Genomic DNA, 26,359 nt, shown 5'->3' on the forward strand with positions numbered 1-26,359 from the left:
GCCGCATCGTCGCGACCTCGCAGACCCTCGCAGACTCGTGTGGCCCGGCCGCGTCACGTGTCCGGCGAACAGGTGAACGGCGGCACTCGGACGGGTGATGCGCAGGGTCCCCGCTACTCCGCCACGCGGCAGATGGCGAACGCCTCCGCCGGGACGGTGAACGAGGAGCCGTCGCTGGTCGTCGGCTCGGACGCCAGCAGGATGCGGGTGATCTCCGATCCGAGCGACAGCGTCACCGGCTCCGGGCCGAGGTTGACCACGACCCGCATCCGCCCGCGGGCGACGACGAGGGTGCGCGCCTGCTCGTGGACGTCCACACCGATCCGGTCCAGCCACGGGTCCGACAGCTCCGGCCAGGCGCGGCGCAGGGCGATGAGCTCACGGTGCATGCGCAGCAGGGTCGCGTGCGGCTCCTGCTCGGGCTCGGACCAGTCCAGCCGGGAGTCGGCGAACGTCGACTCGGCGTTGGGGTCGGGCACCTCGGCGGCGTCGTCCCAGCCGTGGTCGGCGAACTCGGCGCGCCGGCCGTCGCGGACGGCCTTCTGCAGGTCCGGGTCGCCGAAGCGGGAGAAGAACTGCCACGGCGTGCGCGCGCCCCACTCCTCACCCATGAACAGCATCGGGGTGAACCCGGAGGTGAACAGCAGCGCCGCACCGCAGGCCAGCAGGCCGGGCGAGAGCGTGTGGGTGAGCCGGTCACCGGTGGCGCGGTTGCCGATCTGGTCGTGGTTCTGGAGGTAGGTGACCAGCCGCGAGCCCGGGATCCGCGCGGTGTCGATCGGGGCGCCGTGGCTGCGCTGCCGGAACGACGACCAGGTCCCCTCGTGCAGGAAGCCGCGGGTGAGCACGTGCGCCAGCCCGTCGAGACCGGCCTCGGCGAAGTCGCCGTAGTAGCCCTGGCCCTCGCCGGTGAGCACCGAGTGCAGGCAGTGGTGGACGTCGTCGGCCCACTGCGCGTCCAGGCCGTACCCGCCGCCCTCCCGCGCAGTGATCATCCGCGGGTCGTTGAGGTCGGACTCGGCGATCAGCGACAGCGGGCGCCCGACGTGCGCCTCCAGCGCGGTCACCTCGACGGCGAGCTGCTCCAGGACGTGCTGGGCCCGGGTGTCGCGCAGCGCGTGCACGGCGTCGATCCGCAGCCCGTCGACGTGGAAGTCGCGCAGCCACATCAGGGCGTTGTCGATCATGTAGCGGCGGACCTCGTCGGAGCCCGCGGCGTCGAGGTTCAGCGACGGACCCCAGATGTTGGAACCGGCGAAGTAGGGGCCGAACCGGTCCAGGTAGGCCCCGGACGGGCCGAGGTGGTTGTAGACGACGTCGAGGACGACACCCAGGCCGCGGGCGTGGCAGGCGTCGACGAAGCGCTTGAACGCGTCCGGGCCGCCGTAGTTCTCGGTGACGGCGTACCAGCCGACGCCGTCGTAGCCCCAGTTGACCGGCCCGTCGACGGCGTTGACCGGCAGCACCTCGACCAGGTCGACCCCGAGCGAGACCAGGTGGTCGAGCCGGCCGATCGCGGCGTCGAAGGTGCCCGGCCCGGTGAACGTGCCGATGTGGCACTCGTAGAGCACCGACCCGGCCAGCGCCCGGCCGGTCCAGGTCTCGTCGGTCCACCAGAACGCCTCGTGGTCGTAGACGCGGGAGCGCTCGTGCACCCCCTTCGGCTGCCAGCGGGAACGGGGGTCGGGCAGCGGCGTCGCGTCGTCGTCGAGCAGGAACGCGTAGTCGGTCCCGTGCCCGTGGTCGGGCGCCTCGGTGCGCCACCAGCCCCCCGGGGAGGGATCGAGCGCGATGCGCTGGTCACCCACCAGCACGCTGACGCGGTTCCTGTCGGGGGCCCACACGGCGAACTCCGTCACGGGCGCCGATCCTTCCGCACCCGGTGGGGTCGGCGCGCGCCCGGCGGGGGGTGGGCCGGGTCACGCGCCGCTAGGCTGCCCCGATGAGCGACCCCGACGCCGGCGACGACCTCGACTCCGACGCGCAGCTGCAGCCCGAGGACACCCTGGAGTACGGCGGCGTGACCGACGTGCTCGACGAGGGCTACTCGCCGCCCGAGCGCCCGTGGAACGACCGCGACGACGAGACCCTCGACGAGCGCCTGGCCGACGAGGAGCCCGACACCTGGACGGCCGAGCTGGACGCGACCGCCGACGAGGAGGACCGCGACGACGCCCGCGCCGCCGGGGTCGTCGGCGCCCCGGACTCCCGGGACGACTTCTCCGACGTCGACGACGCCACCGGCGAGCTGCTCGGGGACGCCCCGGGTGCCGACGGCGAGCTGCTCGCCGACGACGAGGTGGGCGACCGCCGTGCCGGGCGCCTCACGATCGACGACGCGAGCTTCGACGGCAGCGACGGTGGGGAGAAGGACCTGGTGGCCGGCGACGCCGGCATCGACGGTGCCGGCGCCTCGGCCGAGGAGGCCGCGGTGCACGTCGTCGACGAGCCCTGACCCGCCGGACCCCGTACGCGTCGCGCCCCGGCCGCCTGCGGGCGACCGGGGCGCGACGGGTGACGGATCAGGCGGGGCGGACCAGCAGCGCGACGGGGTAGCGGGCGAGCAGGTCGGCCAGCGCGGGCGCGGGCCCGTCCACCGGACGGTTCGCGATCATGTCGTGCCAGTCGTCGAAGCCGCCGGGAAGCGGCAGCCGGGTGTCGTCCCAGCCGCCCCGGCGGGCCAGCCCCTCGGGCAGCCGGGTCGCCACGGCGACGAGCGCGCCCCCGCCCCGCGAGAACGCGACGGCGTGCTCCGCCGCCGGGCCCTGGGCGTCGACCCTGCCGTAGCCGCTGAACAGCTCGGGCCGGAACCGCCGCAGCCGCGCCGTCGCCGAGGTGACCAGCAGCTTGGCCGCGCCGGTCGCGTCGACCGGCGGCTGCTCGCCCGCGTCGAGGCGCTCCAGGATCGCCCGCCGGGCGTCCCAGTCGACCGGGCGCCGGTTGTCCGGGTCGACCAGCGAGTACTCGAACAGCTCGGTGCCCTGGTAGACGTCCGGCACGCCGGGCCCGGCCATCTGGAGCAGCTTCTGGGCCAGCGAGTTCGACCGGCCCGGGTCGGCGATCTCCCCGACGAACGCCTCGATCTCGGCGACGAGCTCGGCGTCGGCGAGGACCTGCTCCGGCCAGGCCGCGATCGCCTCGTCGACCTCGGGCACGGCGTCGATGTGCGAGGTCACCAGCTTGGCCTCCTTGGAGGCCTTGCCCAGGTAGCCGGCGAGCCGGTCGGCCGGGATCGGCCACGCCCCGACCAGCGACTGCCAGGCCAGCAGCTCCAGCGAGCGGTCGGGCAGCGGGTGGCGCACCGACCACTCGCGGACCTTCGCCGCCCAGTCCGCGGGTCGCTCGGCCAGGACGGCGAGCCGGGCCCGGACGTCCTCGGAGCGCTTCGTGTCGTGGGTGGACAGCGAGGTCATCGTGCGCGACCGGCCGGCCTCGCGGCGGGCCAGCCCGACGTGGAACTCCTCGGGGGTCACCCCGAACCGGGCCGGGTCGCCGCCGACCTCGTTCAGCGCGACCAGCCGGTTGTACCGGTAGAACGCGGTGTCCTCGACGCCCTTGGCGGTGACCATGCCCGAGGTCTGCTGCAACCGGGTCGCGTACTCCGAGCCGGGCTCGCGGACCAGCCCGCTGTGTAACGCGGTGAGCACCGCGCCCAGGTCCGGTCGCCGGGTGCGGGCCACGGCGACGGCGGTGTCGGCGGCCGCGCGGCCCTCGGTGATCCGCGGCGTCAGGTACGAGCGGTAGACCGGGAACCCGCACAGCAGCTCGGCGACCGCGTCGTGCAGGTCCTCCGCGGTGACCTCGGCCAGGTCGAGCCCGGTCGCCGCCGAGTCCGCACCGGGGCCGGCCCGGAAGGCGTCGGCGATCCGGCGGACCTCGGCGACCAGGATCTCGCGGGCGACGAGGTGGCGGCCGTCGTCCTCGACGGCGTGCGCGGAGCGCTTCTCCCCGGTGTGTTCGGCGGCGAACTGGGTGAGCAGCCCGGCACCGTCGGGGTCGACGAGCACCCCGCAGACCTCGCGCAGCGCCTCGTAGCCGGTGGTGCCGTCGACCGGCCAGGAGATCGGCAGCTCCTCGTCGACGCCCAGGATCTTCTCCACCAGCAGCCACTTGCCGGGGCCGAGCTCGGCGCGCAGCCGCCGCGCGTAGGCACCCGGGTCGGACAGGCCGTCCGGGTGGTCCACCCGCAGCCCGACGACGGTGTCGTCGGAGCGCACGAGGTCGAGCACGGTGTGGTGGGTGTCGGCGAAGACCTCCGGGTCCTCGACCCGGACCGCGGCGAGGTCGCTGACGTCGAAGAACCGCCGGTAGGTCAGCTCGGCGGCGCCGCGTCGCCAGGACACGAGCCGGTAGTGCTGGCGCGCGTGCACCTCCTGGGCGGTGCCCTCGCCGGTGCCGGGGGCGATCGGGAAGCGGTGCTCGTAGTAGCGCAGCTCCCCGTCGAGGACCGACAGCTGCGACAGCGCGGTGTCCTCGTCGGCGTCCAGCACCGGGAGCAGCAGCGCGCCGGCGCCCCAGTCGATGTCGAAGTGCCGGGCCCAGCGCGAGGCCTGGCCGTGCGTGAGCACGTCCCACCACCACGGGTTCTCGGCGGGCTTCGCGACGCCGACGTGGTTGGGGACGATGTCGATCAGCATCGTCAGGCCGTGCTCGCGCAGCACGGCCAGCAGGGCGCGCAGGCCCTGCTCACCGCCCCGCTCGCCGGACACCCGGGTCGGGTCGGTCACGTCGTAGCCGTGGTTCGAGCCGGCGGTGGACTCCAGCAGGGGGGAGGCGTAGAGCGCCCCGATCCCCAGCCGGTCCAGGTAGCCGGTCAGCGCGGCGGCGTCGGCGAACGTCTGGTCGGCCGACAGCTGCAGCCGGTAGGTCGATCCCGGAAGGCGGGTCACGCCTCAGCCCTTCGATCGCAGGACGAGCAGGGAACGGGCGGGCAGGGTCAGCACCGAGCCGGCCGAGACCGGGTCGAGGTCGGTGCCGGTGACGCCGGCGGCGTTCGGCGGGTGCACCTCGCCGGAGTGGGTGTCGACGACGATCTCCCACGCCTGGCCGAACTCGACGGGCGGCAGCGTGGTGTCGATGTCCTCCCAGTAGGAGTTGAAACACAGCAGGAACGAGTCGTCGACGATCCGCTGGCCGCGCTGGTCGACGTCGGCGATCTGGCTGCCGTTGAGGAACACGACGACCGAGCGGCCCAGGTCGTTGTCCCAGTCCTCCTCGGTCATCTCCCGCCCGGCGGGGGTGAACCAGCCGATGTCGGCCACGTCCTCGCTGGTGGAGGACCGGCCGATCGGGCGGCCGGCGAAGAACCGGCGGCGGCGGAACACCGGGTGGGCGTGCCGCAGCGCGGCGACGCCCGCGGTGAAGGTGGTCAGCTCGTCGTGCTTGCCCGCGAGCTCCCAGTCCTGCCAGGCGATCTCGTTGTCCTGGCAGTAGACGTTGTTGTTGCCGCCCTGGGTGCGCCCGGCCTCGTCGCCGTGCAGCAGCATCGGGGTGCCCTGGGAGAGCAGCAGCGTCGCCAGGAAGTTGCGCTGCTGGCGGGCCCGCAGCTCGACGACGGTCTCGTCGTCGGTGGGGCCCTCGACGCCGCAGTTCCAGGACCGGTTGTGGCTCTCGCCGTCGTTGCCGTCCTCGCCGTTGGCCTCGTTGTGCTTCTCGTTGTAGGACACGAGGTCGGCCAGGGTGAACCCGTCGTGCGCGGTCACGAAGTTGATCGAGGCGTAGGGACGGCGGTCGTCGCCCTGGTAGAGGTCCGAGCTGCCGGTGATCCGGGACGCGAACTCACCGAGCGTGCCGGCCTCGCCCCGCCAGAAGTCGCGCACCGTGTCGCGGTACTTGCCGTTCCACTCGGTCCACAGCGGCGGGAAGTTGCCGACCTGGTAGCCGCCGGGGCCGACGTCCCACGGCTCGGCGATCAGCTTGACCTGGGAGATCACCGGGTCCTGCTGGACGAGGTCGAAGAAGGTCGAGAGCCGGTCGACGTCGTAGAACTCGCGGGCCAGGGTCGAGGCGAGGTCGAAGCGGAAGCCGTCGACGTGCATCTCGGTCACCCAGTACCGCAGCGAGTCCATGATCAGCTGCAGGGTGTGCGGGTTGCGGACGTTGAGCGAGTTCCCGGTGCCCGTGTAGTCCATGTAGTAGCGGGCGTCGTCGTCGACCAGCCGGTAGTAGGCGTGGTTGTCGATGCCGCGCATGGACAGCGTCGGGCCCATGTCCGAGCCCTCGGCGGTGTGGTTGTAGACCACGTCGAGGATGACCTCGATGCCCGCGTCGTGCAGGTCGCGCACCATCGCCTTGAACTCCGCGACCTGCGACCCGGACCGGACCGAGCCCGCCGAGTAGGCGTGGTGCGGGGCCAGGAAGCCGATGGTGTTGTAGCCCCAGTAGTTCGACAGGCCCTTCTCGGTGAGGTGGTGGTCCTGCACGAACTCGTGCACCGGCATGAGCTCGACGGCGGTGACCCCGAGCCGCTTGTAGTGCTCGATCATCGCCGGGTGCGCGACACCGGAGTAGGTGCCGCGCAGGTCCTCCTCGACGTCCGGGTGCCGGATCGTCAGGCCCTTGACGTGCGCCTCGTAGACGACGGTCTCGTTGTAGGGGATCTTCGGCGGGCGGTCCGAGCCCCAGTCGAAGTAGGGGTTGACCACGACCGACTTCGGCACGTGCGGCGCGGAGTCGGTGTCGTTGCGCGAGTCCGGGTCGCCGAAGTTGTAGCCGAACACGGCCTCGTCCCAGTCGACCGGTCCGTCGAGGGCCTTGGCGTAGGGGTCGATGACGAGCTTGTTCGGGTTGCAGCGCAGACCCTGGGCGGGGTCGTAGGGGCCGTGCACCCGGTAGCCGTAGCGCTGGCCGGGCTCGATGCCGGGCAGGTAGCCGTGCCAGACGAAGCCGTCGACCTCGGTCAGCGGCACCCGGGTCTCGGCGAGTCCGCCGGGCGCTCCCGGGTCGGGCTCGAACAGGCAGAGCTCCACGCCCTCGGCGACCTCGGAGAACAGTGCGAAGTTGGTGCCGGTGCCGTCGTAGCTGGCACCCAACGGGTAGGCGTGCCCGGGCCAGGCCTGCATGGTCTGTGTCCTCTCGTCGCGCGCCCCGGCCGCAGGCCGCGAGCACGCTCACACTGTGTGGGGCGGGCACCGTTGCCGCATGGTGGACGGGACCGTCGGCGGTCCACGCCACATCACCCCCGCATCCGCACCGGGTGCGGAAGGGAGCGGTCGATCGTCCCAGGAGGGGTCAGGAGTCGGCGAGCCGGGCGGGGAAGCCACCGGTGGCGACCGGGCTCCACCGGGTCGGGGTGATCCGGATCAGGGCCTTGCCCTGGTCGGACATGGCCTGCCGGTACTCGTCCCAGTCCGGGTGCTCGCCGGAGATCGCGCGGAAGTAGTCGACGAGCGGCTCCAGCGCCTCCGGCAGGGTGATGAGCTCGGCCTCGCCCTCGACCTGTACCCAGGCGCCGTCGAACTCCTCGCTCAGCACGACGACCGCGGCCCGCCCGGACTTCGCGACGTTGGCCGACTTGGCGCGCTCGGGGTAGGTGGAGATCACGATCCGCCCGTCGTCGTCGACGCCGCCGGTGACCGGCGAGGCCTGCACCCCGCCGTCGGAACGGGTGGTCATCAGCACCATGTGGTGGCGGGGGCGGACGAACTCGAGCAGCTCGTCCCGGTCGACGCGGTCGCTGCGGGCGATGGTGCGGGGCATGCCGGAATCCTAGGGTGGCCGGGGGCCGGGCGCCCGCCGTTCCTCGCCCCGGTGCCCGGGCCACTAGGGTCCGGATCCGTGGCCACCGTCTTCACCAAGATCATCAACGGCGAGATCCCCGGCCGGTTCGTCTGGGCCGACGAGCAGTGCGTCGGGTTCCTGTCGATCAACCCGCTCGGTCCGGGACACACCCTGGTCGTCCCGCGCGCGGAGATCGACCAGTGGGTCGACGCCGACGCCGGGCTGCTCGCCCACCTCACCGAGGTCTCGCGCATCGTCGGCCTCGCCGTGCGGGAGATCTGGTCACCGCCGCGTGTCGGCCTGCTGGTCGCCGGGTTCGAAGTGCCCCACCTGCACGTCCACGTCTTCCCGGCCTGGGACATGCGGGCGTTCGACTTCGCGAACGCGGCCGCCACCGTCGCCGGCGCCGAGCAGGACGGCCACGCCGAGTCCCTGCGCGCCGCGCTGCGCGCGGCCGGGCACGACGCGCACGTCCCGGGCTGAGCGGGTGCACCTGCTGCTCGTCCGGCACGCGCTGCCCGAGGCCGTCGAGCACGACGACGGCACCCACGCCGACCCCGGTCTGGCACCGCAGGGCGGCGACCAGGCCGCCCGCCTGGTCGCCGCCCTGGCCGGGAGCCCGGTCGACGCGCTCTACACCAGCACGATGCGGCGGGCGGTGCAGACCGCCGAGCCGCTGGCGCGCGACCGCGGGATCACCCCGGTCGTCCGTCCCGAGCTGCGCGAGTACGACGCGGAACGCTCGTCGTACGTCCCGGTCGACCGGATGGCGGCGGCCGACCCGGGGGCGTGGGAGCGGATGCGGGCCGGGCACCTCCCCGACCACGTCGACGGCGCGGCGTTCCGGGGGCGGGTCCGTGCCGCGGTCGAGGAGATCGTCGGCGCGCACCCGGGGCGGGCGTCGGTGGTCGTGGTCGCGCACGCGGGAGTGGTCAACGCCTACCTCGCCGAGGTGCTGGGCATCGCCCGGGACCTGCCGTTCCCGCTCGACTACGTCGGGATCTCCCGGGTGGTGTGCGCGCGCGACGGGATGCGCAAGGTCCGTTCGGTGAACGAGTCGGCACACGTCGCCGACCTGCTCTGAGCCCGGGCGGCCACGCGCACCGACCGCGGGTCGTCGACCGCTTGCCGTGGTCGCGGGGCGCGCAGCCGGGGCTGTGACGCCACTCATACGCCGTTCGCCGCCGTCGTTGCGCCGCCCGGCTTCACGCGGATCGTCCGGCGCGACGACCGGACGGGCGGTACCTAGGCTCGGCGGGAACTCCTACCCGTCCGCCGATGCCGAGGTGGCAGGGCCCGTGCCGAGTCGGGTGCCGGGTCCGTTGCGGGACACCCGAGCCGGACACCGAAGGGAACCCCACGCCGATGGTCGAGCGCGGCGGCTCCGGAGCGGGCGGCGACGACAGCCGCGACACCGCTCCCGCCGGCGTCCGCGGCCCCTTCTCGGTCCCCGACTTCCGCGCGCTGTGGACCGCCGAGGTCCTCTCGGTGGCCGGCGACCAGGTCGCCCGGGTCGCACTGACCGTCCTGGTCCTGAACGAGACCGGGTCGGTCGCGTGGTCGGCGGGGGTCTACGCGCTGACCTTCCTCCCCGCCCTGCTCGGTGGGCTGCTGCTCGGCCACCTCGCCGACCGGTGGCCCCGCCGCCGGCTGCTGATCGGGACCGACCTGCTGCGGGCCGGCCTCGTCGTCGCCATGGCGGTACCGGGCCCGGGGCTGCCGGTCCTGGCCGTGCTGCTGATCCTGATCGTCCTGCTCGGCGGCCCGCACACGGCGGCCCGCTCGGCGCTGCTGCCCGATCTGCTCTCGGGCGACCTGCTCGCCCGCGGCCTGGCACTGCGGCAGGTCTCGGTGCAGATCGCGCAGGTGGTGGGCTTCGCCGGCGGTGGCCTGCTGGTCGCGACCCTGACCCCGCGCGGCGCGCTGCTGGTCGACGCCGCGACGTTCGTGCTGTCCGCGGTGGTGGTCGCCATCGGCGTCCGGTCCCCGCACGCGTCGGTGGCCGCCGGACCGGCAGCGGACCCCGGCGCCCCGGTGGCCGAGCCGGGGTCCGCACCGGCGACCCCGGTGCGGTGGACCGCGCGGTCCGGCGCCTGGTGGCGGTCGGCCCTCGGCGGTCTGCCGGTGGTGTTCGGTCATCCCCGGCGCCGCTCGCTGGCCCTGGTCGCCTGGATGCTCGGGATCTTCGTCCTGCCCGAGGCGCTCGCTGCGGCGTACGCCGTCGGGATCGGGGCGGGCCCCGCCGCGACCGGGCTGCTGATGGCGGCCGATCCGGCGGGCAGCGCGGTCGGAGCCCTGGTCGTCGCCTACCTGCTGCCCGCCCGGCTACGCGAACGCGGCATCGTGCCGCTGGCGGTCGGGGCGGCGCTGCCGCTCGCCCTCACACCGCTGGCGGCCGGCCTGTGGCAGGCGGTCGCGCTCTGGGCGGTGTCGGGTGCCTGTGCCACGGCCTGCCTCATCGCCGCCCAGTCCGGGTTCGCGCGGGCGACGCCCAGCGCGGTACGGGGCAGCGCCGTGGGGGTGGCGGCGTCCGGGCTCGTGGCGAGCCAGGGCGTCGCGGTGTTCGCCGGCGGGATACTGGCCGAATGGACCGCTCCCGCGACGGCGCTCGGGGTGTTCGGTGCGGTGGGGATCGTGCTCGCCCTCGCCACCGTCCGGATGCTCCGGTCGGCGGGCCCGGAGGCGGTCGCATGATCCCGGCACGGCCACCGTGCGGTGCTCACCAGCCTCGGTTGCGCACAACGTCACCTCCTGTCCACCTGAACGCCGTGATATCCGCCGCATGTGTGACGGAGCGTGATATTGCGACCACCATGATACCTGGTCGGGTGATTCAGACGCCCTTTCGGGAACAGGTTGTGACGACCGGACCCGTCCGTTCGGGTAGGTACCGATGACCGGCGCCCGGGACGGTGCCGCCGAGCGCCCGCGCCGAGCCTCTCGTGGCCTGCCGCTGCCGGTGCTCGTCGTGGTCGTTCTCGTCGAGCTCGCGGCGGTCGCCCTGGCGGCGGCCGATCTGGCCCGGCTCCCGTGGAGCCCCGACACCGGGCAGCTGGCGCTCGGCGCGGTCGGCCTCGCCGCACTCGGCGTACTGCACACGGAGCTGGCCACCGGGATCGAGCGGGTGCGGCGCCGGGTCTCGCACCTCCTGTACTTCGACCTGTCGACGGTCTGGACCTTCGCGGCCGCGCTGCTGCTGCCGCCGGGGATGGCGGGCCTGGTCGTCGTCGTGGTCTACGGGCACCTGTGGTGGCGGGTCTGGCGGCCGGCCGGGGCCCCGCTGTACCGGCACGTCTACACCACCGCGACGGTCGTGCTGGCCGCGATGGCGGCCTCGGTCGTCGTCTCTCCCGAGGCACTGACGGCGGCCGCCGGCACGGGGGGTGGGAGCCGGATCATCGGCTACCTGTCGCTGCTGCTGGCGATGGCCGTCTACGGGCTGATCAACCAGCTGCTGGTCGCGACCGCACTGGCGCTGTCGGCCCCGGACCGTCCCGGCTGGCGCCGGCTGGTGGGGGACTGGGACGACCACATCCTGGAGGGGTCGACCCTGTGCCTGGCGGTGCTCGCCGCACTGGCCGCGCAGCGGCAGGTACTCCTCGTGCTGCTGGTGCTCCCGCCGCTGCTCGTCCTGCACCGGGCGGTGCTGATCCGCCAGCTGGAGGAGCGCGCCAACACCGACGCCAAGACCAACCTGCTCACCGCCGTCGCGTGGCGGGGGCGGGCGCACCGTGCCCTGGCCAGGGCACGGCGGCAGCGCGGCGCCGTCGCGGTGCTCATCCTCGACCTGGACCACTTCAAGGCCGTCAACGACGGCTACGGACACCTCGCGGGCGACGAGGTGCTCTCGGCCGTCGCCGGGACGTTGAAGGCGCAGGTCCGCGACGTCGACCCGGTCGGGCGCTTCGGCGGCGAGGAGTTCGTCGTCCTCCTGGCCGGGCTCCCGGTGGGGGCATCACCATCTGCGACCTGTCGGTGTCGGTGGGGGTCGCGGTGGCCGGCGGCGACGGCGAGTCCCTGGACGAGCTGCTGCAGGTCGCCGACCACGCGCTCTACGCGGCCAAGCGCGGCGGGCGCGACCAGGTCCGGACCGGCCGCGACGGGAGCGTCCCCGGCCGCTGAGGCCGGGCGGGATCAGGCGGGCTCGGACTCGGCGGGGAAGGTGTGGCGCCCGATCCGCACGGCGTCGCGCCCGGCACGCTTGGCCGCGTAGAGCGCGGAGTCCGCGACCTCGAGCAGGTCGGTCATGGCGTGCCCGTCGTCGGGGAACAGCGCCCCGCCGATCGAGACGGTGATCCCGGTACGGGGTGGCGGGGGTGCCTCGGGACCCACGGACCCGTCGGCCGGGGCCGGGAGCCGCTGCGCCGGCACGCCGTCCGGCGGTGCCACCGGGGCGGCGGTGTCGCCGGCGACCCGCCTGCGCAGCCGTTCGGCGATCTGACGGACCTCCTCGCGCCCGTCGTGCCCGGACAGCCGGGGGAGCAGGACGACGAACTCCTCCCCGCCGAACCGGCCGACGAGGTCGTGGTCGCGCAGCTCCTCGCGCAGCATCTGGGCGGTCGCGGCGAGGACCTGGTCGCCGTAGAGGTGGCCGTGGGCGTCGTTGACGTCCTTGAAGTGGTCCAGGTCGAGGATCAGCAGCGCCGCGGGGCGTCGTTCGCGTTCGGCGATCGTCAGCTCGTGGGCCCCGCGCAGGTGCCACGCCGCGTGGTTGAGCAGCCCGGTCTTGGCGTCGGTGTCGGCCCGTTCGCGCAGCTGACGGACCAGGATCGTGCGGTGCAGGGCCAGGATGGGCGGCACCGCCAGCACCGCGACGAACGGTCCGCTCGCGGCGAGCGCCCCGGCCGTCAGGGCGCCCAGGCAGAGCGTCGCGAGCTCCAGGGTGAGCTCGTCGCCACCGAACAGGATCCGGGCCACGCGGGTGTCCGGGCTCGCGACCGCCACCACGCCGAGCACCAGGCAGGTGTTGACGACGGTGTAGGTCAGCAGCGCCAGCAGCAGTGCGACGGCGCCGGGGACGCTGCCGTAGACCTCCCCGGGGCGCGTCGCGGCCAGCACCCCGGCCGCGGCGTGCACGGAGAGGATCACCGTGGCGGCGTTGTAGACCTCGCGGTAGACCGGCCGTCGGTCGGGGGGCGGCACCGGCCGCAGCACCCGGACATAGAGGTGGGTGTAGACGACGACCACCACGAGCGCACCCAGCGCGGGCGGCAGCAGCAGGGCCGAGGCGAAGGTCCAGACCGAGGTCAGGTTCACGTGGTGGGTCTCGGCCGTGTAGCGCCGCACGCGTTCCACGCCGGACACGACCTCGGTGTGCACGATCCCGGCCACGGTCAGCGTGGCGAGCAGCACCAGTGTCGGCCGGTCGAGGCGCGGCGCACCGAGCAGTCCGGCGACGACGAGGCACAGCGCCAGCAGCTCCACGGCGAGGACCGGGCCCAGCAGGCGTCCGGGGATGGACCAGACCGGCCAGCGGGTGACCTGGCGCAACCGGACTGGTTCCGGGGCCATACGTCCCTCCCTCGCCGGCGTCGTTGCACCCGATCCTGCCCGTCCACGACCGGGACGGGCGTGACGCCCCTGCGTGATCCTAGCCGCATCGGTCGCGGTCAGTGATCGATACGGCTTCGTGATCCCGTCGTAGCTGCTCGGACGAGCGTCGCGATCACGCTGAGTACAGGCCGTCCGGCCGACCCGGTGATTGTTGATATCGCAATGGTGCCCCCTGGTTTGTTCGCCGGTCGACGCCGGGTCACCCTTTTCGGCGGCGGCATCGCCGAATACCTGAGAGACCATGTCGGTATGCCGGTAATTGCCGTGGCGTGACGCCACGACGTGCGGGATGTCGATCAGGAAAGGAGTCATTCGTGCGCAACTGGGGTTGGTGAACACATCCGCGGTAAGTGCCGCGGCGATTAGTCGATCATCTGTGGGCCGTGAGTGCGAAAGGAGATCCACAATGCGTAACTGGGGTTGGTGAGAGCAGCGGACGTCCGCGTCGCAGCACGGGACGCGGCGGGCACGTCCGGATGACGGACGACGCCCGCCGCGCCCGGCAGCGCCGTCGGGTCGCCTCGGCTACCGGTCCGTAGAGTGGGACCACGAGTCGATGCCGGTCCTCCGTCGTGGAGGACACCCGCACCGGGGCCGGCGGCGAGGAGGCAGTACGTGACGACGAACCAGGGACTCCCGGCGATCCGGCGACCGGCCGATCTGCGGGGGCTGGGGCCCGACGAACTGGCCTCGCTCGCGGCCGAGATCCGTGGGTTCCTGATCAGGGCGGTCTCGCGCACCGGCGGTCACCTCGGCCCCAACCTGGGCGTGGTCGAGCTGAGCATCGCGCTGCACCGGGTGTTCGAGTCCCCGCAGGACACCCTGATCTGGGACACCGGCCACCAGGCCTACGTGCACAAGCTGCTGACCGGTCGCCAGGAGGGCTGGGACCGGCTGAAGAAGACCGGTGGACTGTCGGGCTACCCGAGCCGCTCCGAGTCCGAGCACGACCACGTGGAGTCGAGCCACGCGTCGTCCTCGCTGTCCTGGGCCGACGGGATTGCCCGCGCGCACGCGCTGACCGGGGTCGACCGGCACGTCGTCGCCGTGATCGGTGACGGGGCGCTGACCGGTGGCATGGCCTGGGAGGCGCTGAACAACATCGCGGCCGGTGAGGACCGCAACGTGGTGATCGTCGTCAACGACAACGGTCGGTCGTACTCGCCGACCATCGGCGGGCTCGCCGACCGGCTCGCGTCGTTGCGGCTGCAGCCCGGCTACGAGCGGGTGCTGGAGGCGGGCAAGCGCACCGTCCGCGGCACCCCCGTCGTCGGGCCGGCGCTCTACGCGGGCCTGCACGCCTTCAAGGCCGGGGTGAAGGACGCGCTCGCCCCGCAGGAGCTGTTCTCCGACCTGGGGCTCAAGTACTTCGGCCCGGTCGACGGCCACGACATCGGGCAGCTCGAGTCCGCGTTGCGCCGGGCGAAGCGCTTCGGCGGGCCGGTCATCGTGCACACCGTGACCCGCAAGGGCAACGGCTACCCGCCTGCGGAGAACGACGAGGCCGAGCAGATGCACAGCCCGGCCGCGTTCGACCCGGAGACCGGCCTGCCCACCGGCACCCCGGTCACCGGCTGGACCGACGTGTTCGCCGAGGAGATGGTCGCGCTGGGGGCGCGGCGCACCGACGTCGTCGCGATCACCGCGGCGATGCTCGGCCCGACCGGGCTCGCCCCGTTCGCGGCCGCCTACCCGGACCGGATCGTGGACGTCGGGATCGCCGAGCAGCACGCGCTGACCACGGCCGCCGGGCTGGCCCGGGCCGGGCGCCATCCCGTCGTCGCGCTGTACTCGACGTTCCTCAACCGCGGCTTCGACCAGCTGCTCATGGACGTGGGCCTGCACCGCGAGCGGGTCACCCTGGTGCTGGACCGCTCCGGGGTCACCGGCAGCGACGGCCCGTCGCACAACGGGATGTGGGACCTCTCGCTGCTGGGCATCGTGCCCGGTATGCGGGTCGCCGCCCCGCGCGACGAGGACACCCTGCGCGAGGAGTTCGGCGAGGCCACCGCGGTCACCGACGGCCCGACCGCGCTGCGCTACCCGAAGGGCTCGGTGATCGGATCGGTGCCCGCGCTGCGCCGGCTCGACGGGCCGGCCGGGGTGGACGTGCTGCACGAGCCGGCCGACCGGCGTTCCCAGGTGCTGCTCGTCTGCGTCGGGGCCTTCGCGAAGGCCGGCGTCGCCGTCGCGCAGCGGCTCGCCGACCAGGGCGTCGACGTCACCGTCGTCGACCCGCGGTGGGTGCTGCCGGTGCCGCGCGAACTGCTCACGCTGGCCGCCGACCACCAGCTCGTGGTCACCGTCTCCGACTGCGGCACGCACGGCGGGTTCGGCTCGGCGCTGTCCGACGCGCTGCGAGCCGCCGAGCTCGACGTACGCCAGCGCGACCTCGCCCTGCCCCAGCAGTACCTGGAGCACGGCAGCCGCGACGACGTGCTGGCCGCGACCGGGCTGACCGAGCAGGACATGGCGCGCCGGATCATCGAGTGGGCGGCCGCCGCGGTCCCCTCGACCCCCGAGGGCGCCGTCCCCGGGCGGGAGCGCAGCGGCTGATGCGCGTCATCGTCGTCGATGACGAGCCGGCGATGGCCGACGCCGTCGTCCGGGGCCTGCGCCGGGACGGGATGGCCGTCGACGTCGCCTACGACGGCGACGAGGGCTCGGAGAAGCTGTCGGTGACCCGCTACGACGTCGCCGTGCTCGACCGGGACCTGCCCGGCCGCAGCGGCGACGACCTCTGCGACGAGGTGGTCGCCGCGGGCGGCCTGACCCGGGTGCTGATGCTCACCGCGTCGGGCACCCCGGCGGACAAGGTCGAGGGGCTGTCCCGCGGTGCCGACGACTACCTGGCCAAGCCGTTCGACTTCCCGGAGCTGGTCGCACGGGTGCGGGCGCTGGGCCGGCGCGCCACCCCGGCGGTGCCCCCCACCCTGCGCACCGGTGACGTGGTGCTGGATCCGGCGCGGCGCACCGTGCTGCGGTCCGGGCGGCCGGTCGAGCTGACCCGCAAGGAGTTCGGGGTGCTGGAGGTGCTGCTCGCCGCGGGCGGCGCCGTGGTGTCGTCGGAGGAGCTGCTCGAACGCGTCTGGGACGAGAACGCCGACCCGTTCACCACCACGGTGCGGGTCACAGTCATGACCCTGCGCAAGAAGCTCGGCACGCCCGGACTGATCGACACCGTCGTCGGTGCCGGGTACCGGGTGCCCGCCGACGGGACCCCCGCGGCGTGACGGCGTGGGCGACCTCCGGCCGCGCCTGACGCTGCTCGCGACCGCGCTCGTCGCGGCGGTCGCCGCGCTGCTGCTGTGGCTCGGCTGGATGCTCGTCGGCGCCGTCGTCGCCGGTACCCCGGCGCTGCCCGGGACGGTGTTCGTCGGCGGGGTCGCCGTGCCCGCCGAGACCGCCCGCGACGCGGTCGCCGCCGCCGCCCGGGCCGAGGTCCTGCGGGCCGGGCTGATCGCGTTCCCGCTGGTGGTCGCGGCCGGGGCGGTCACCTCGTGGGTACTGGTCGGACGGGTGCTGCACCCGTTGCGCCGGGTCGTGGAGACCACCTCGCGGCTGTCGGCGAGCTCGCTGGACGAGCGGGTCGCGCTCGCCGGAGCCCGCGGCGAGGTCGCCGAGCTGGCCGGCGCGGTCGACGCGATGCTCGACCGGCTGCAGGCCGCCTTCGACGCGCAGTCGCGGTTCGTCGCCAACGCCGGGCACGAGCTGCGCACCCCGCTGGCCGTGCTGCGCACCGAGATCGACGTGACCCTGTCCGAGCCCGACGCCGACGCCGAGGAGCTGCGCCGGATGGCCGGGGTGGTCCGGGAGGCGGGCCGCCGCTGCGACGAGCTGGTCAGCGGGCTGCTGCTGCTCGCCCGGACCGAGGCCGGGGGAGGGCTGCAGGGCTCCGACCGGGTGCCGGTGGACCTGGCCGCGGTCGTCGCCGCGGAGCTCGCGGCCGTGACCGGGGACGCCGCCGCCCGGGGGCTGGTCGTGCGTACCGACCCGCGGCCCGCGGCCACCCGGGGCAACGAGCCGCTGCTGCGGCGGATGGTGGCCAACCTGCTGGAGAACGCGGTCCGGCACAACCGGGACGGCGGCTGGATCGAGGTCGGCTGCGGGACCGGTGCTCCCGGCCCGGCGGGGACGGGGGTCGTGCTGCGGGTCGCGTCCTCGGGGCCGGAGCTGGCCCCGGACAAGGTGGCCGAGCTGTTCGAGCCGTTCCGGCGCGGCCCGGTCGCGCGGACCGCGCACACCCGCGGGTCCGGGCTGGGCCTGTCGATCGTCCGGTCGGTCGCGACCGCGCACGGCGGGAGCGTGCACGCCGAGGCGGTGCCGGGCGGGGGACTGTCGGTGCAGGTCGCCCTGCCCGACGGGGCCGCTGCGCCCGCACCGTCGGGAGGTGACCCCGCGCCGGTCCGGTGACCCGCGCGCGGTGTCCCCGAGCCGGGGTCCCCGAGTCCTCGCGGTGGGGCGTGGCCCGGCCGGCTGCGCCGGGAGCCGGGCTCAGCCGGCCCGGGTGGCCAGGGCCGGTTCGAGCAGCGGCGCGAGCAGCTCGACCTGCCACGGGCGGGCACCCCCGGCGGCGAGAGCGGCCGGGAGGTCGCCGTCCGCGGGCGGGGTCCAGCACACCCGGCGCAGCAGGTCGGGCTGGAGCAGGTTCTCCACCGGCACGTCGTGCCGCTCGGACACCGAGGTCAGCGCCGCGCGGGCGGCCGTGAGCCGGGCCGCCGCGTCGGGGTCCCGGTCGGCCCAGCGCGACACCGGCGGGGGCCCGTCGGTGGTCGCGGAGCCGCGGGGGAGCTCCGACTCGGGGAGCTCCGTGGCACGGCGCAACGCGTCGAACCAGTAGCGGGCCAGCCGGCGCTGGGAGCGTCCGCGGAACACGGGCAGGTCGGCCAGCGCCTGCGGGGAGTCGGGGTTGCGCACCGCGGCGTCGACGATCGCGGCGTCGGGCAGCACCCGGCCGGGCGCGATGTCGCGTTCGGCGGCCAGGGAGTCGCGGGCCTGCCACAGCTCCCGGACCGCGGCGAGCGGGCGGGGGCGGCGGACCTTGTGGATCCCGGAGGTACGCCGCCAGGGCTCCGCGCGGGGGGCCGGCGGCGGCGCGGTGCGCACCGCCTCGAACTCCTGGCGGGCCCACTCGAGCTTGCCCTGCTCGTCGAGCATCCGGGTCAGCACGTCGCTTAGGTCGATGAGGACCTCGACGTCCAGCGCGGCGTAGACCAGCCAGTCCTCGGGGAGCGGGCGGCGCGACCAGTCGGCGGCGCCGTGCCCCTTCTCCAGGCCGAGACCGAGCAGGTTCTCCACCATCGGGCCGAGACCGACCCGCGGCAGCCCGGCGAGCCGGCCTGCGAGCTCGGTGTCGAACAGCGACGCCGGGCGCAGGTCCAGCTCGGCCAGGCACGGAAGGTCCTGGGACGCCGCGTGCAGCACCCACTCCGGCCCGTCGAGGGCCTCGGCGAGCGGGACCAGCGCGCCCCGCAGCGGGATCGGGTCGACCAGCGCCGATCCGGCCCCGGCCCGGCGCAGCTGCACCAGGTAGGCGCGCTGGGAGTACCGGAAGCCGGAGGCGCGTTCCGCATCGACGGCGACCGGACCGCTGCCCCCCGCGATCGCCGCCGCCACACGGGCGAGGTCGTCGGGGGTCGCGGTGACCGGGGGGAGGCCGTCGGCGGGACGGAGCAGCGGCACCGGATCGGGTGAACCGTCCGGGGTCGCCGAGTCCGGCGGCCGGGTCGTGTCCGTACCGCCGGCGGCGCCGGTCCCGGGAGTCAGCGAATGACCCCCGCGCGCATGGCGAGCGCGACCATCTGGGCGCGGTCGCCGGTGCCGAGCTTGCGGCCGATCCGGGAGAGGTGGCTCTTCACCGTGAGGGCGGAGAGGTTCAGGGCCTCACCGATCTCCTTGTTCGACTGGCCGTCCGCGACGAGCTGCAGCACCTCGACCTCGCGGGCCGAGAGCTCCCGCGGGGTGTTGTCGGTGCCCGGCACGCGGGATCCGGTGGCCAGCAGCGGGGCGACCGTCGGGTCGGCGTAGACGCCGCCGTCGAGCACCCGCTTGACGCCGTCGGTCACGACCGAGGGCGACGCCGACTTGAGCAGGTACGCCTGCGCGCCCGCCTGGAACGCCGACCGGACCGCGTACGGGTCGTCCGAGGAGGCGAGCACGACCAGCCGGTTCCAGCCGAGCGAGCGGAGTTCGCTGACCAGGTCCAGGCCGCTGCCGTCCGGCAGGGACAGGTCCAGGATCGCCAGGTCGCAGGGACCCGCGGCGTGGGCGCGTGCCCGTGCCTCGGTGACCGAGGCGGCCTCGTGCACGGTGCCCGCCCCCATGGAGCGCAGCCGCCCGGCGATCGCCTCCCGGAGCGGCGGGTGGTCGTCCACGACGAGAACCGTGAACAGCTCCTCCCGCGGCTGCGGGACGATCCCCGGCGAGAGCGCTGCTCCACCGATCGGAGCGCCACCTGCGGTGGTGCTGCCGGAGCTCTGCGCCGGCACTTGCTGGCCAAGTACAGCCACGTCGTCAACCTTCCTGGAGTCGGTCGTACGCCCCCGACCAACACCGGAACCCGAGGGACGGAGAGTGGCGCTCGGCCGCCCGGGCGGGTGCCATGGAAGAGATGGTATCCCTCCATGCGGCCTAACGTCTGGTGTGCATTCGTCTTTCCGGCTCGGAAAGTTACATGCATGTGGGCGCGGTCCCACCCCTCCGGGTGAAACTTTTCCGACGTGTGCCGCTGACCTGCGACGTTCAGCCGGGTGATCGGCTCAACGGTACTGCGCCGACCGGCGGCAGACCCGCGGCGGTCGACACGAGGGAGGCGAACGCGACGGCGTGTCGGGCCAGATCCCCGTCGCTCTCCGTGGGCGACCAGGAGGCGCGCAGCTCGACGTCGTCCTCCCGCGGCGGCTCCTCGCCGGGGCCGCCGCCTCCGCTCAGCCCACCGAAGCGGACCGAGGAGGTCTGGGTGACGGTGCCGCCCAGCGCGGTGAACCCGGCGCCGGCGTGCTCGAGCGCGTCGGTCAGCCAGGACCAGCCGATCCGCGGGAGCATGTCGTCGCCGAGCTGGCCGGGCTCGAGCCGGGCCTGTACGAAGCAGACCAGCCGGAAGGTGCCCTCCCAGCGTTCCTGGCCGTCGGGGTCGTGCAGCAGGATCAGCCGGCCGGAGGTGTCCGGCTCGTCGAGGTCGTCGGTCCCGTCGCCGCGGTGTCCGATGTCGGCCTCGACGCTGGTCGCCCAGCTGAACGGCGCGAGCCGGGGTGGGGCCTCGAGCGACCGCACCACGAGCTCCGGGCGCGGTCGGACCGACGCGAGCGAGCGGACCGCACTGCGGAACGCTGCTGGTGGTGGTGAGTTCGGGTCCGGCACGGCGTCGGACTCTAGGGTGCGATACCCGTCGTACCTGGCAGGCGCGCCGGGGCGCCCGCGCACCGGGCCGGTCCGCGTGGGACCATCCGGAGGTCATGACTGCAGGCATCGTCTCCGCGCCCCCCGCCCGCCGCGACCTCGCGGGGGCACCGTTCCTCGACGCGGCCCGGGGCGTGACCCCCTCCCGGCTGCCGGTCTGGTTCATGCGTCAGGCGGGCCGGTCGCTGCCGGAGTACCGGGCCCTGCGTCGGGACAACGCGATGCTCGAGGCGTGCCTGACGCCGGACCTGACCTGCGAGATCACCCTGCAGCCGGTCCGCAGGCACGACATGGACGCGGCCATCCTGTTCTCCGACATCGTGGTGCCGCTGTACCTGGCCGGCATCGGGGTGGACATCGTGCCGGGGACCGGTCCGGTGGTGGACTCGCCGGTCCGCACCGCCGCCGACGTCGACGCCCTGCCCGAGCTCGCACCGGAGCAGGTGGCGCGCGTCACCGAGGCGATCGGCCTGCTGCTGCCGGAGCTGGGCCGGGTCCCGCTGATCGGTTTCGCGGGGGCGCCGTTCACCCTCGCCTCCTACCTGATCGAGGGCGGGCCGAGCCGCAACCACGAGCGGACCAAGGCCCTCATGCGCTCCGCGCCGGAGGTCTGGCACGCCCTGCTCGGCAAGCTCGCCGTGCTCACCGGCACGTTCCTGCAGCAGCAGGTCGCGGCCGGGGTCGACGCGGTGCAGCTGTTCGACTCCTGGGCCGGTGCCCTGTCCGAGCGCGACTACCGGGAGTTCGTGCTGCCGCACTCGGCGACCGTGCTCGGGGCGCTGGCCGGGGCCGGGGTACCGCGGATCCACTTCGGGGTCGGCACCGCCGAGCTCCTGGGCGCGATGACCGACGCCGGCGCCGACGTGATCGGCGTCGACTGGCGGACCCCGCTCGACGTCGCCGCCCGCCGCGCCGGGGGAGCGGTGCCCGTGCAGGGCAACCTCGACCCGGCCGTGCTGTTCGCCGGCCAGGACGCCGTCGACGCCGAGGTCGTGCGGATCGCCGCCGAGGGCGCCCGCACCCCCGGTCACGTGTTCAACCTCGGCCACGGGGTCCTGCCGCCCACCGACCCGGACGCGATCACCCGCACCGTCGAGACGGTGCACGCCCAGCCCGTGGCCGGGCCGACGGGCGACCGCACCCCGCGATGACCCGCGTCGCCGTCGTCGGCGGCGGGGTCTCCGGGCTGGCCTGCGCGCACCGGCTGCGGACACTGCTGGGCCCGGCCGCGGAGATCGTCGTCCTGGAGCAGCGTGACCGCCTCGGCGGTGTGCTGCGGACCGTCGACCTGGCGGGGACGCCGTTCGACGTGGGCGCCGAGGCGTTCCTCGTCCGGCGTCCCGAGGTCCCGGCGCTGCTGGCGGAGATCGGCCTGGCGGACGCCCTGACCCACCCGACCCCGGCGACCGCGACGATCCGTGCCGGTGGACGCACCGTCGGCCTGCCCCGCGGCACCCTGATGGGCGTGCCCGGCCGGGACGCCGACCTCGGTGGCGTGCTGTCCACCGCCGGACGGGCCGCGGTCGCCGCCGAGCCCTCGGTCCCCCTGGACTGGGAGCCCGGTGGCGACGTCGCGCTCGGGACGCTGCTGCGCCGCCGGTTCGGTCCCGAGGTCGTCGACCGGATCGCCGACCCGCTGCTCGGCGGCGTCTACGCCGGCCGGGTCGACACGCTCGGCCTGCGCGCCACCGTCCCCGCGCTCGCGGCCGCACTCGACGCCGGGGCCGGGTCGCTCACCGAGGCCGCGAGCACCGGGATGAGCGCGTCCGGCCAGCGCGCCGGCACCCTCGCCGCCGGCACCCCCGCCGCGGACTCCCCGGCCGGCGCCACCACGACGTCCCGGGCCGGCGGCGCCGGGGCACCGGCCGTCGGCGGCGGTCGCGGTGCGGCGCGGGCCGCGGGAGACGCCCGGGAGCCGTCCGCCGTGCCCCAGCCGGTCGCGGCCGGGCCGGTGTTCGGCGCCGTGCGCGGCGGCTACCGGGAGCTGCTCGCGGGGCTGGTCGCGGCCGCCTCGGCGACCGTGCGCACCGGGGTCACCGTGCGGGAGCTGCGGCGCAGGCCCGACGGCTGGCGGCTGGTCCTCGGTCCCGTCCCGCAGCCGGAGGCGCTCGACGTCGACGCCGTCGTGCTCGCGGTCCCCGCTCCGGCCGCCCGCAGGCTCCTGGAGCCGGTCGTGCCCGCCGCCGGCGCCGCGGCCGGACGGATCGAGCTGGCGTCCTCCGCGGTCGTCGCGCTGGCCTACCGGGCCGCCGACGTCGCCGGCATGCCCGCCACCTCGGGCTGTCTGGTCGCCGCGGACGAGCCGTTGTCGGTCAAGGGCGTCACCCACGCGTCGACGAAGTGGGCACACCTCGGCGACGACGGCCTGGTCCGGGTGCGGGCCTCGATCGGCCGGTTCGGCGAGGAGCCGAGCCTGCAGGTCGACGCCGCCGAGCTCGTCGCCCGGGTGCGCGCCGACCTGGCCGTCCTCGACGGTGTCGACGCCGTGCCGGTCGCGTCGGTCGTGCAGCGGTGGGGCGGTGGCCTGCCGCAGTACGGCGTCGGTCACGGCGGCGTCGTCGACGCGCTGGAGGGCGCCGTCGCCGCCGTCGGGGGCCTGGAGGTCGCCGGATCCATGCTGCGCGGGGTCGGCGTGCCCGCCTGCGTGGCGACCGCCCGGGCCGCCGCCGAGCGGCTCGCCCGGGCCCTGCCCCCGGCCCCCACCGGTCGCTGAGGGCACCCTCACCGGCCGCGTACCATCCCCGGCATGGCCCGCGTGGACGTCAAAGCGATCAACGACACCATCCGCTACACCATGTGGTCGGTCTTCCGGGTCGAGCCCGGGCGCCTCGGTGACGACCGGTCGGCCGCCGCCCGCGAGGCGACCGAGTACCTGGACTCGCTCGCCAACAAGGACGTCACCGTCCGCGGGGTCTACGACCTCGCCGGGGTCCGGCACGACGCCGACTACATGATCTGGTGGCACGCCTCGGAGATCGAGTCGCTGCAGGCCGCCTACTCCGACCTGCGTCGCACCACCGCGCTCGGCCGGGCCAGCGTGCCGGTCTGGAGCCAGACCGCGCTGCACCGCCCGGCGGAGTTCAACAAGAGCCACGTCCCGGCGTTCATGGCCGGGGAGGACCCGAAGCGCTACGTCTGCGTCTACCCGTTCGTCCGGTCCTACGAGTGGTACCTGCTGCCCGACGCCGAACGGCGGACGATGCTCGCCGACCACGGCAAGGAGGCCCGGGACTACGCCGACGTGCGCGCCAACACCGTGCCGGCCTTCGCCCTCGGCGACTACGAGTGGATCCTGGCCTTCGAGGCCGACGAGCTGTACCGCATCGTCGACCTGATGCGACACCTGCGCGGCACCGAGGCGCGCCGCCACGTCCGCGAGGAGATCCCCTTCTACACCGGGCCGCGGGTCGAGGTCGGCGACCTCGTCGCCTCGCTGCCCTGAGCACCGGGCGGGGCCGCCGACCGGCGGCCCCGGGGCGGGTCACCCGTCGGCGGGCTCGAGGGTCAGCGACACCGAGTTGATGCAGTAGCGCAGGTCGGTCGGGGTGCCGTAGCCCTCCCCGGCGAACACGTGACCGAGGTGGCCGTGGCAGGTCGCGCACAGCACCTCGGTGCGCGTCATCCCGAGGGTGGAGTCGGTGCGCTCGATGACGGCGTCACCCGCGAGCGGGGTGAAGAACGACGGCCACCCGCAGTGCGACTCGAACTTGGAGTCGCTGCGGAACAGCTCCGCCCCGCAGGCCCGGCAGCGGTAGACGCCGGTGGTCGTGGTGTCGGTGTACTCGCCGGTGAACGGGCGCTCGGTCCCGGCCTTGCGGAGCACCTGGTACTCGTCCGGGCTGAGCTGGGCCCGCCACTGCTCGTCGGTCTTCTGCACCGGCGCCGCCGGCAGCTCGGCGTCGGAGGTGGTGGTGTTGCGGCTGACCAGACCCATGCATCCACGGTAACCCGTTGATCGGTCGTGTGCCGCCGGTCCTCAGACCCAGGTGGCGACGACGAACCCCGCGGCGTTCGCGATGACCCAGGCCGCGACGAGCAGCAGCAGCACCGTCACCGCGACCGCGGCGGTGCGCTGCGGGCCCCGGAGCCGGTTCGCCGACTCCGCGAAGTCCCCGACGCCGCGGATGTAGCCCTCCACCGAGCACGACGGCACCCGCTGCATGCGGTCCAGGTGCGCGGCGAAGGCCCGCGCCTCGGGGTCCTCGGGGTCGAGACCGAGAAGGTCGTCGTCGAACCGGGGGGACCGGTCGGAACTCATGGGCACACGATAGCGGCCGGGGGTAGGTTCGCCGCGTGGCGAGCCGTGAGGTCGTGATGCTGCAGGTGGACGGGCCGGACGGTCCGCGTGAGGTCCGCCTGACCAGCCCGGACAAGGTCGTGTTCGGCGAGCTCGGCATCACCAAGCGCGAGGTGGTCGAGTACTACCTCGCGGTGGGGGAGCCGATGGCCGCCGCACTGCGGGACCGCCCGACGAACCTGAAACGGTTCAACTCGGGGGTGGACGGTGAGCCGTTCTTCGTCAAACGGGTCCCGAAGGGCGCACCGGACTGGGTGCGGACCTGCACCGTGACCTTCCCCAGCGGCCGGACCGCCGAGTCGGTGTCGGTCACCGAGCCGGCGACGATCGCCTGGGCGGCCAACCTCAACACCCTCGACTTCCACCCGTGGCCGGTGCGCTGCGCCGACACCGACCACCCCGACGAGTTGCGCATCGACCTCGACCCGCAGCCGGGCACCGACTTCGGTGACGCCGTCGTCGTCGCGCAGACGCTGCGCGAGGTCCTCACCGAGGCCGGGCTGACCGGCTGGGCGAAGACCTCCGGCGGGCGGGGCGTGCACGTCGCCTGCCCGATCCGGCCCGAGTGGGACTTCGTCGAGGTGCGGCACGCCGTGATCGCGGTCGCCCGTCGGGTCTGCCGGCGCATCCCGGAGCTGGCCACCGTGGACTGGTGGAAGGAGGAGCGTGGCGAGCGGGTGTTCCTCGACTACAACCAGGCCGCCCGTGACCGCACCATCGCCTCGGCCTGGTCGGTGCGGGGCCTGCCCGCCGCGACCGTCTCCATGCCGGTCACCTGGGACGACCTGGGGGAGGTGGACCCGGCCGCGTTCACCCTGCGCACCGTCCCCGGCCTGCTGGAGCGCCACGGCGACCCGCACGCCGGTGCGGACGGGGAGCGCGGGAGCTGCGCGACGGCGTTGGAGTGGTACGCCGAGGACGAGGCCGAGCGGGGCCTGGGGGACCTGCCCTATCCGCCGGAGTACCCGAAGATGCCCGGCGAGCCGTTGCGGGTGCAGCCGAGCCGGGCGCGACGGCAGGACTGAGCCACCGGGCGGTGCCACGTGCGGCCGTGTCCCGGGGTGGTGCACCCCTCGTCCGGTGGGGTCGGCCGGATCGCCCGGGGTGGCAGAATCGTCTGCCATGTACGCGGTCCTCGACGACGGCCCCTACGCGGGCGAGCAGGTGCGCGTGGACCCCGACGCGACCGGCCGCCCGCCGCGGACGATCGAGCTGGCCGACCCCGGCGGGGACCCGAGGGGCTACGTCCTGGTCGGCCCGCACGCCGACGCCGACCGCTGGATCTACCGTCGCACCCGCGGCGACGTCGACGAGTGATCCGGTCGCGGGGAACGAGTGATCATCGGTTGTGGAGCGCAGCGACCGCGGGGCGGGCCGGATCCTCCACAACCG

At 74.5% G+C, this 26,359-nt stretch carries 23 protein-coding genes; 13 read left to right on the forward strand and 10 right to left on the reverse strand.

The genetic code is table 11. From position 1 onward, the window contains the following. Window positions 1-113: 113 nt before the first annotated feature. Window positions 114-1,859 (reverse strand): malto-oligosyltrehalose trehalohydrolase, encoded by a 1,746-nt coding sequence (treZ, locus tag KPF47_RS02290; protein ID WP_075305672.1) that lies wholly within the window; start codon window positions 1,857-1,859, stop codon window positions 114-116. A gap of 83 nt (window positions 1,860-1,942) precedes the next feature. Between treZ and KPF47_RS02295 the strand changes: the two genes are divergently transcribed. After that, window positions 1,943-2,455: a DUF5709 domain-containing protein gene (locus tag KPF47_RS02295; RefSeq protein ID WP_224386523.1), complete on the forward strand. Its 513-nt coding sequence runs from the start codon at window positions 1,943-1,945 to the stop codon at window positions 2,453-2,455. Window positions 2,456-2,522: 67 nt separating this feature from the next. Here KPF47_RS02295 and treY read toward each other — a convergent pair whose 3' ends face one another. From treY to KPF47_RS02310, 3 genes are all read right to left on the reverse strand, one after another. Further along, on the reverse strand, window positions 2,523-4,889 hold the full coding sequence (treY, locus tag KPF47_RS02300; protein ID WP_224386524.1) for a malto-oligosyltrehalose synthase: 2,367 nt from the start codon (window positions 4,887-4,889) through the stop codon (window positions 2,523-2,525). 3 nt (window positions 4,890-4,892) lie between these two features. Then, the gene (gene glgX, locus KPF47_RS02305; RefSeq protein ID WP_224386525.1) at window positions 4,893-7,061 is read right to left on the reverse strand and encodes a glycogen debranching protein GlgX; all 2,169 of its coding nucleotides are present in this window, start codon (window positions 7,059-7,061) and stop codon (window positions 4,893-4,895) included. A gap of 169 nt (window positions 7,062-7,230) precedes the next feature. Then, window positions 7,231-7,698: a PPOX class F420-dependent oxidoreductase gene (locus tag KPF47_RS02310; protein ID WP_224386526.1), complete on the reverse strand. Its 468-nt coding sequence runs from the start codon at window positions 7,696-7,698 to the stop codon at window positions 7,231-7,233. A 78-nt stretch (window positions 7,699-7,776) separates the two neighbouring features. On the opposite strand from KPF47_RS02310, the gene KPF47_RS02315 reads away from it, so the two are divergent. From KPF47_RS02315 to KPF47_RS39830, 4 genes are all read left to right on the forward strand, one after another. Further along, the gene (locus KPF47_RS02315) at window positions 7,777-8,202 is read left to right on the forward strand and encodes an HIT family protein (protein WP_224386527.1); all 426 of its coding nucleotides are present in this window, start codon (window positions 7,777-7,779) and stop codon (window positions 8,200-8,202) included. Window positions 8,203-8,206: 4 nt separating this feature from the next. Then, a complete protein-coding gene (locus KPF47_RS02320) occupies window positions 8,207-8,803 on the forward strand; it encodes a histidine phosphatase family protein (RefSeq protein WP_224386528.1) in 597 nt (198 codons plus the stop codon). 281 nt (window positions 8,804-9,084) lie between these two features. Then, a complete protein-coding gene (locus tag KPF47_RS02325) occupies window positions 9,085-10,413 on the forward strand; it encodes an MFS transporter (RefSeq protein WP_224386529.1) in 1,329 nt (442 codons plus the stop codon). Window positions 10,414-10,687: 274 nt separating this feature from the next. Further along, window positions 10,688-11,932 (forward strand): GGDEF domain-containing protein, encoded by a 1,245-nt coding sequence (locus tag KPF47_RS39830; protein WP_224386530.1) that lies wholly within the window; start codon window positions 10,688-10,690, stop codon window positions 11,930-11,932. Here KPF47_RS39830 and KPF47_RS02335 read toward each other — a convergent pair. Then, the gene (locus tag KPF47_RS02335; protein WP_224386531.1) at window positions 11,854-13,230 is read right to left on the reverse strand and encodes a GGDEF domain-containing protein; all 1,377 of its coding nucleotides are present in this window, start codon (window positions 13,228-13,230) and stop codon (window positions 11,854-11,856) included. The genes KPF47_RS39830 and KPF47_RS02335 overlap by 79 nt on opposite strands. Window positions 13,231-13,887: 657 nt before the next feature. On the opposite strand from KPF47_RS02335, the gene dxs reads away from it, so the two are divergent. From dxs to KPF47_RS02350, 3 genes are read left to right on the forward strand one after another with little or no spacing between them, the layout of a single operon-like run. After that, window positions 13,888-15,828: a 1-deoxy-D-xylulose-5-phosphate synthase gene (gene dxs / locus KPF47_RS02340; RefSeq protein ID WP_224386532.1), complete on the forward strand. Its 1,941-nt coding sequence runs from the start codon at window positions 13,888-13,890 to the stop codon at window positions 15,826-15,828. Next, the gene (locus KPF47_RS02345) at window positions 15,828-16,505 is read left to right on the forward strand and encodes a response regulator transcription factor (RefSeq protein ID WP_224386533.1); all 678 of its coding nucleotides are present in this window, start codon (window positions 15,828-15,830) and stop codon (window positions 16,503-16,505) included. The genes dxs and KPF47_RS02345 overlap by 1 nt, the downstream gene beginning before the upstream one ends. A 4-nt stretch (window positions 16,506-16,509) precedes the next feature. Continuing rightward, the gene (locus KPF47_RS02350) at window positions 16,510-17,685 is read left to right on the forward strand and encodes a cell wall metabolism sensor histidine kinase WalK (RefSeq protein ID WP_224386534.1); all 1,176 of its coding nucleotides are present in this window, start codon (window positions 16,510-16,512) and stop codon (window positions 17,683-17,685) included. Window positions 17,686-17,766: 81 nt separating this feature from the next. Here KPF47_RS02350 and KPF47_RS02355 read toward each other — a convergent pair whose 3' ends face one another. The 3 genes from KPF47_RS02355 to KPF47_RS02365 all read right to left on the reverse strand — a co-directional run bounded on the left by KPF47_RS02355 (window position 17,767) and on the right by KPF47_RS02365 (window position 20,631). Beyond that, window positions 17,767-18,954, reverse strand: coding sequence for a ribonuclease D (locus KPF47_RS02355; protein ID WP_224386535.1), 1,188 nt, complete (start codon window positions 18,952-18,954; stop codon window positions 17,767-17,769). Between the two features lie 80 nt (window positions 18,955-19,034). Beyond that, entirely contained in the window at window positions 19,035-19,688 is a 654-nt protein-coding gene (locus tag KPF47_RS02360) for a response regulator transcription factor (protein ID WP_224386807.1), read from the reverse strand. 325 nt (window positions 19,689-20,013) lie between these two features. Continuing rightward, on the reverse strand, window positions 20,014-20,631 hold the full coding sequence (locus KPF47_RS02365) for a DUF3000 domain-containing protein (RefSeq protein ID WP_224386536.1): 618 nt from the start codon (window positions 20,629-20,631) through the stop codon (window positions 20,014-20,016). A gap of 95 nt (window positions 20,632-20,726) precedes the next feature. Between KPF47_RS02365 and hemE the strand changes: the two genes are divergently transcribed. From hemE to hemQ, 3 genes are read left to right on the forward strand one after another with little or no spacing between them, the layout of a single operon-like run. Then, window positions 20,727-21,821: a uroporphyrinogen decarboxylase gene (hemE, locus tag KPF47_RS02370; protein WP_224386537.1), complete on the forward strand. Its 1,095-nt coding sequence runs from the start codon at window positions 20,727-20,729 to the stop codon at window positions 21,819-21,821. Next, entirely contained in the window at window positions 21,818-23,383 is a 1,566-nt protein-coding gene (hemG, locus tag KPF47_RS02375) for a protoporphyrinogen oxidase (protein WP_224386538.1), read from the forward strand. Before hemE ends, hemG begins: the two co-directional genes overlap by 4 nt. Before the next feature lie 33 nt (window positions 23,384-23,416). Beyond that, entirely contained in the window at window positions 23,417-24,112 is a 696-nt protein-coding gene (hemQ, locus tag KPF47_RS02380; RefSeq protein ID WP_062404609.1) for a hydrogen peroxide-dependent heme synthase, read from the forward strand. Between the two features lie 39 nt (window positions 24,113-24,151). Here hemQ and msrB read toward each other — a convergent pair whose 3' ends face one another. Then, complete coding sequence (gene msrB, locus KPF47_RS02385) at window positions 24,152-24,604, reverse strand: peptide-methionine (R)-S-oxide reductase MsrB (RefSeq protein WP_224386539.1); 453 nt, start codon at window positions 24,602-24,604, stop codon at window positions 24,152-24,154. Window positions 24,605-24,646: 42 nt separating this feature from the next. Then, the gene (locus tag KPF47_RS02390; RefSeq protein ID WP_224386540.1) at window positions 24,647-24,928 is read right to left on the reverse strand and encodes a hypothetical protein; all 282 of its coding nucleotides are present in this window, start codon (window positions 24,926-24,928) and stop codon (window positions 24,647-24,649) included. 35 nt (window positions 24,929-24,963) lie between these two features. On the opposite strand from KPF47_RS02390, the gene ligD reads away from it, so the two are divergent. After that, window positions 24,964-25,992: a non-homologous end-joining DNA ligase gene (ligD, locus tag KPF47_RS02395; RefSeq protein WP_374108774.1), complete on the forward strand. Its 1,029-nt coding sequence runs from the start codon at window positions 24,964-24,966 to the stop codon at window positions 25,990-25,992. Between the two features lie 79 nt (window positions 25,993-26,071). Next, window positions 26,072-26,284, forward strand: coding sequence for a hypothetical protein (locus KPF47_RS02400; protein ID WP_224386541.1), 213 nt, complete (start codon window positions 26,072-26,074; stop codon window positions 26,282-26,284). The last annotated feature ends 75 nt before the right edge of the window (window positions 26,285-26,359 follow it).

Source organism: Pseudonocardia sp. ICBG1293 (genome assembly GCF_020131355.1).
In the GTDB taxonomy this organism is placed as follows: domain Bacteria; phylum Actinomycetota; class Actinomycetes; order Mycobacteriales; family Pseudonocardiaceae; genus Pseudonocardia.

Bases quoted from the DNA above. Each gene is read 5' to 3' on its own strand.
- KPF47_RS02335 (WP_224386531.1), bottom strand. From the start codon at position 13,230: ATGGCCCCGGAACCAGTCCGGTTGCGCCAGGTCACCCGCTGGCCGGTC.
- hemG (WP_224386538.1), top strand. From the start codon at position 21,818: ATGACCCGCGTCGCCGTCGTCGGCGGCGGGGTCTCCGGGCTGGCCTGC.
- KPF47_RS02390 (WP_224386540.1), bottom strand. From the start codon at position 24,928: ATGAGTTCCGACCGGTCCCCCCGGTTCGACGACGACCTTCTCGGTCTC.
- hemE (WP_224386537.1), top strand. From the start codon at position 20,727: ATGACTGCAGGCATCGTCTCCGCGCCCCCCGCCCGCCGCGACCTCGCG.
- KPF47_RS02325 (WP_224386529.1), top strand. From the start codon at position 9,085: ATGGTCGAGCGCGGCGGCTCCGGAGCGGGCGGCGACGACAGCCGCGAC.
- glgX (WP_224386525.1), bottom strand. From the start codon at position 7,061: ATGCAGGCCTGGCCCGGGCACGCCTACCCGTTGGGTGCCAGCTACGAC.
- KPF47_RS02345 (WP_224386533.1), top strand. From the start codon at position 15,828: ATGCGCGTCATCGTCGTCGATGACGAGCCGGCGATGGCCGACGCCGTC.
- KPF47_RS02310 (WP_224386526.1), bottom strand. From the start codon at position 7,698: ATGCCCCGCACCATCGCCCGCAGCGACCGCGTCGACCGGGACGAGCTG.
- hemQ (WP_062404609.1), top strand. From the start codon at position 23,417: ATGGCCCGCGTGGACGTCAAAGCGATCAACGACACCATCCGCTACACC.
- msrB (WP_224386539.1), bottom strand. From the start codon at position 24,604: ATGGGTCTGGTCAGCCGCAACACCACCACCTCCGACGCCGAGCTGCCG.
- KPF47_RS02295 (WP_224386523.1), top strand. From the start codon at position 1,943: ATGAGCGACCCCGACGCCGGCGACGACCTCGACTCCGACGCGCAGCTG.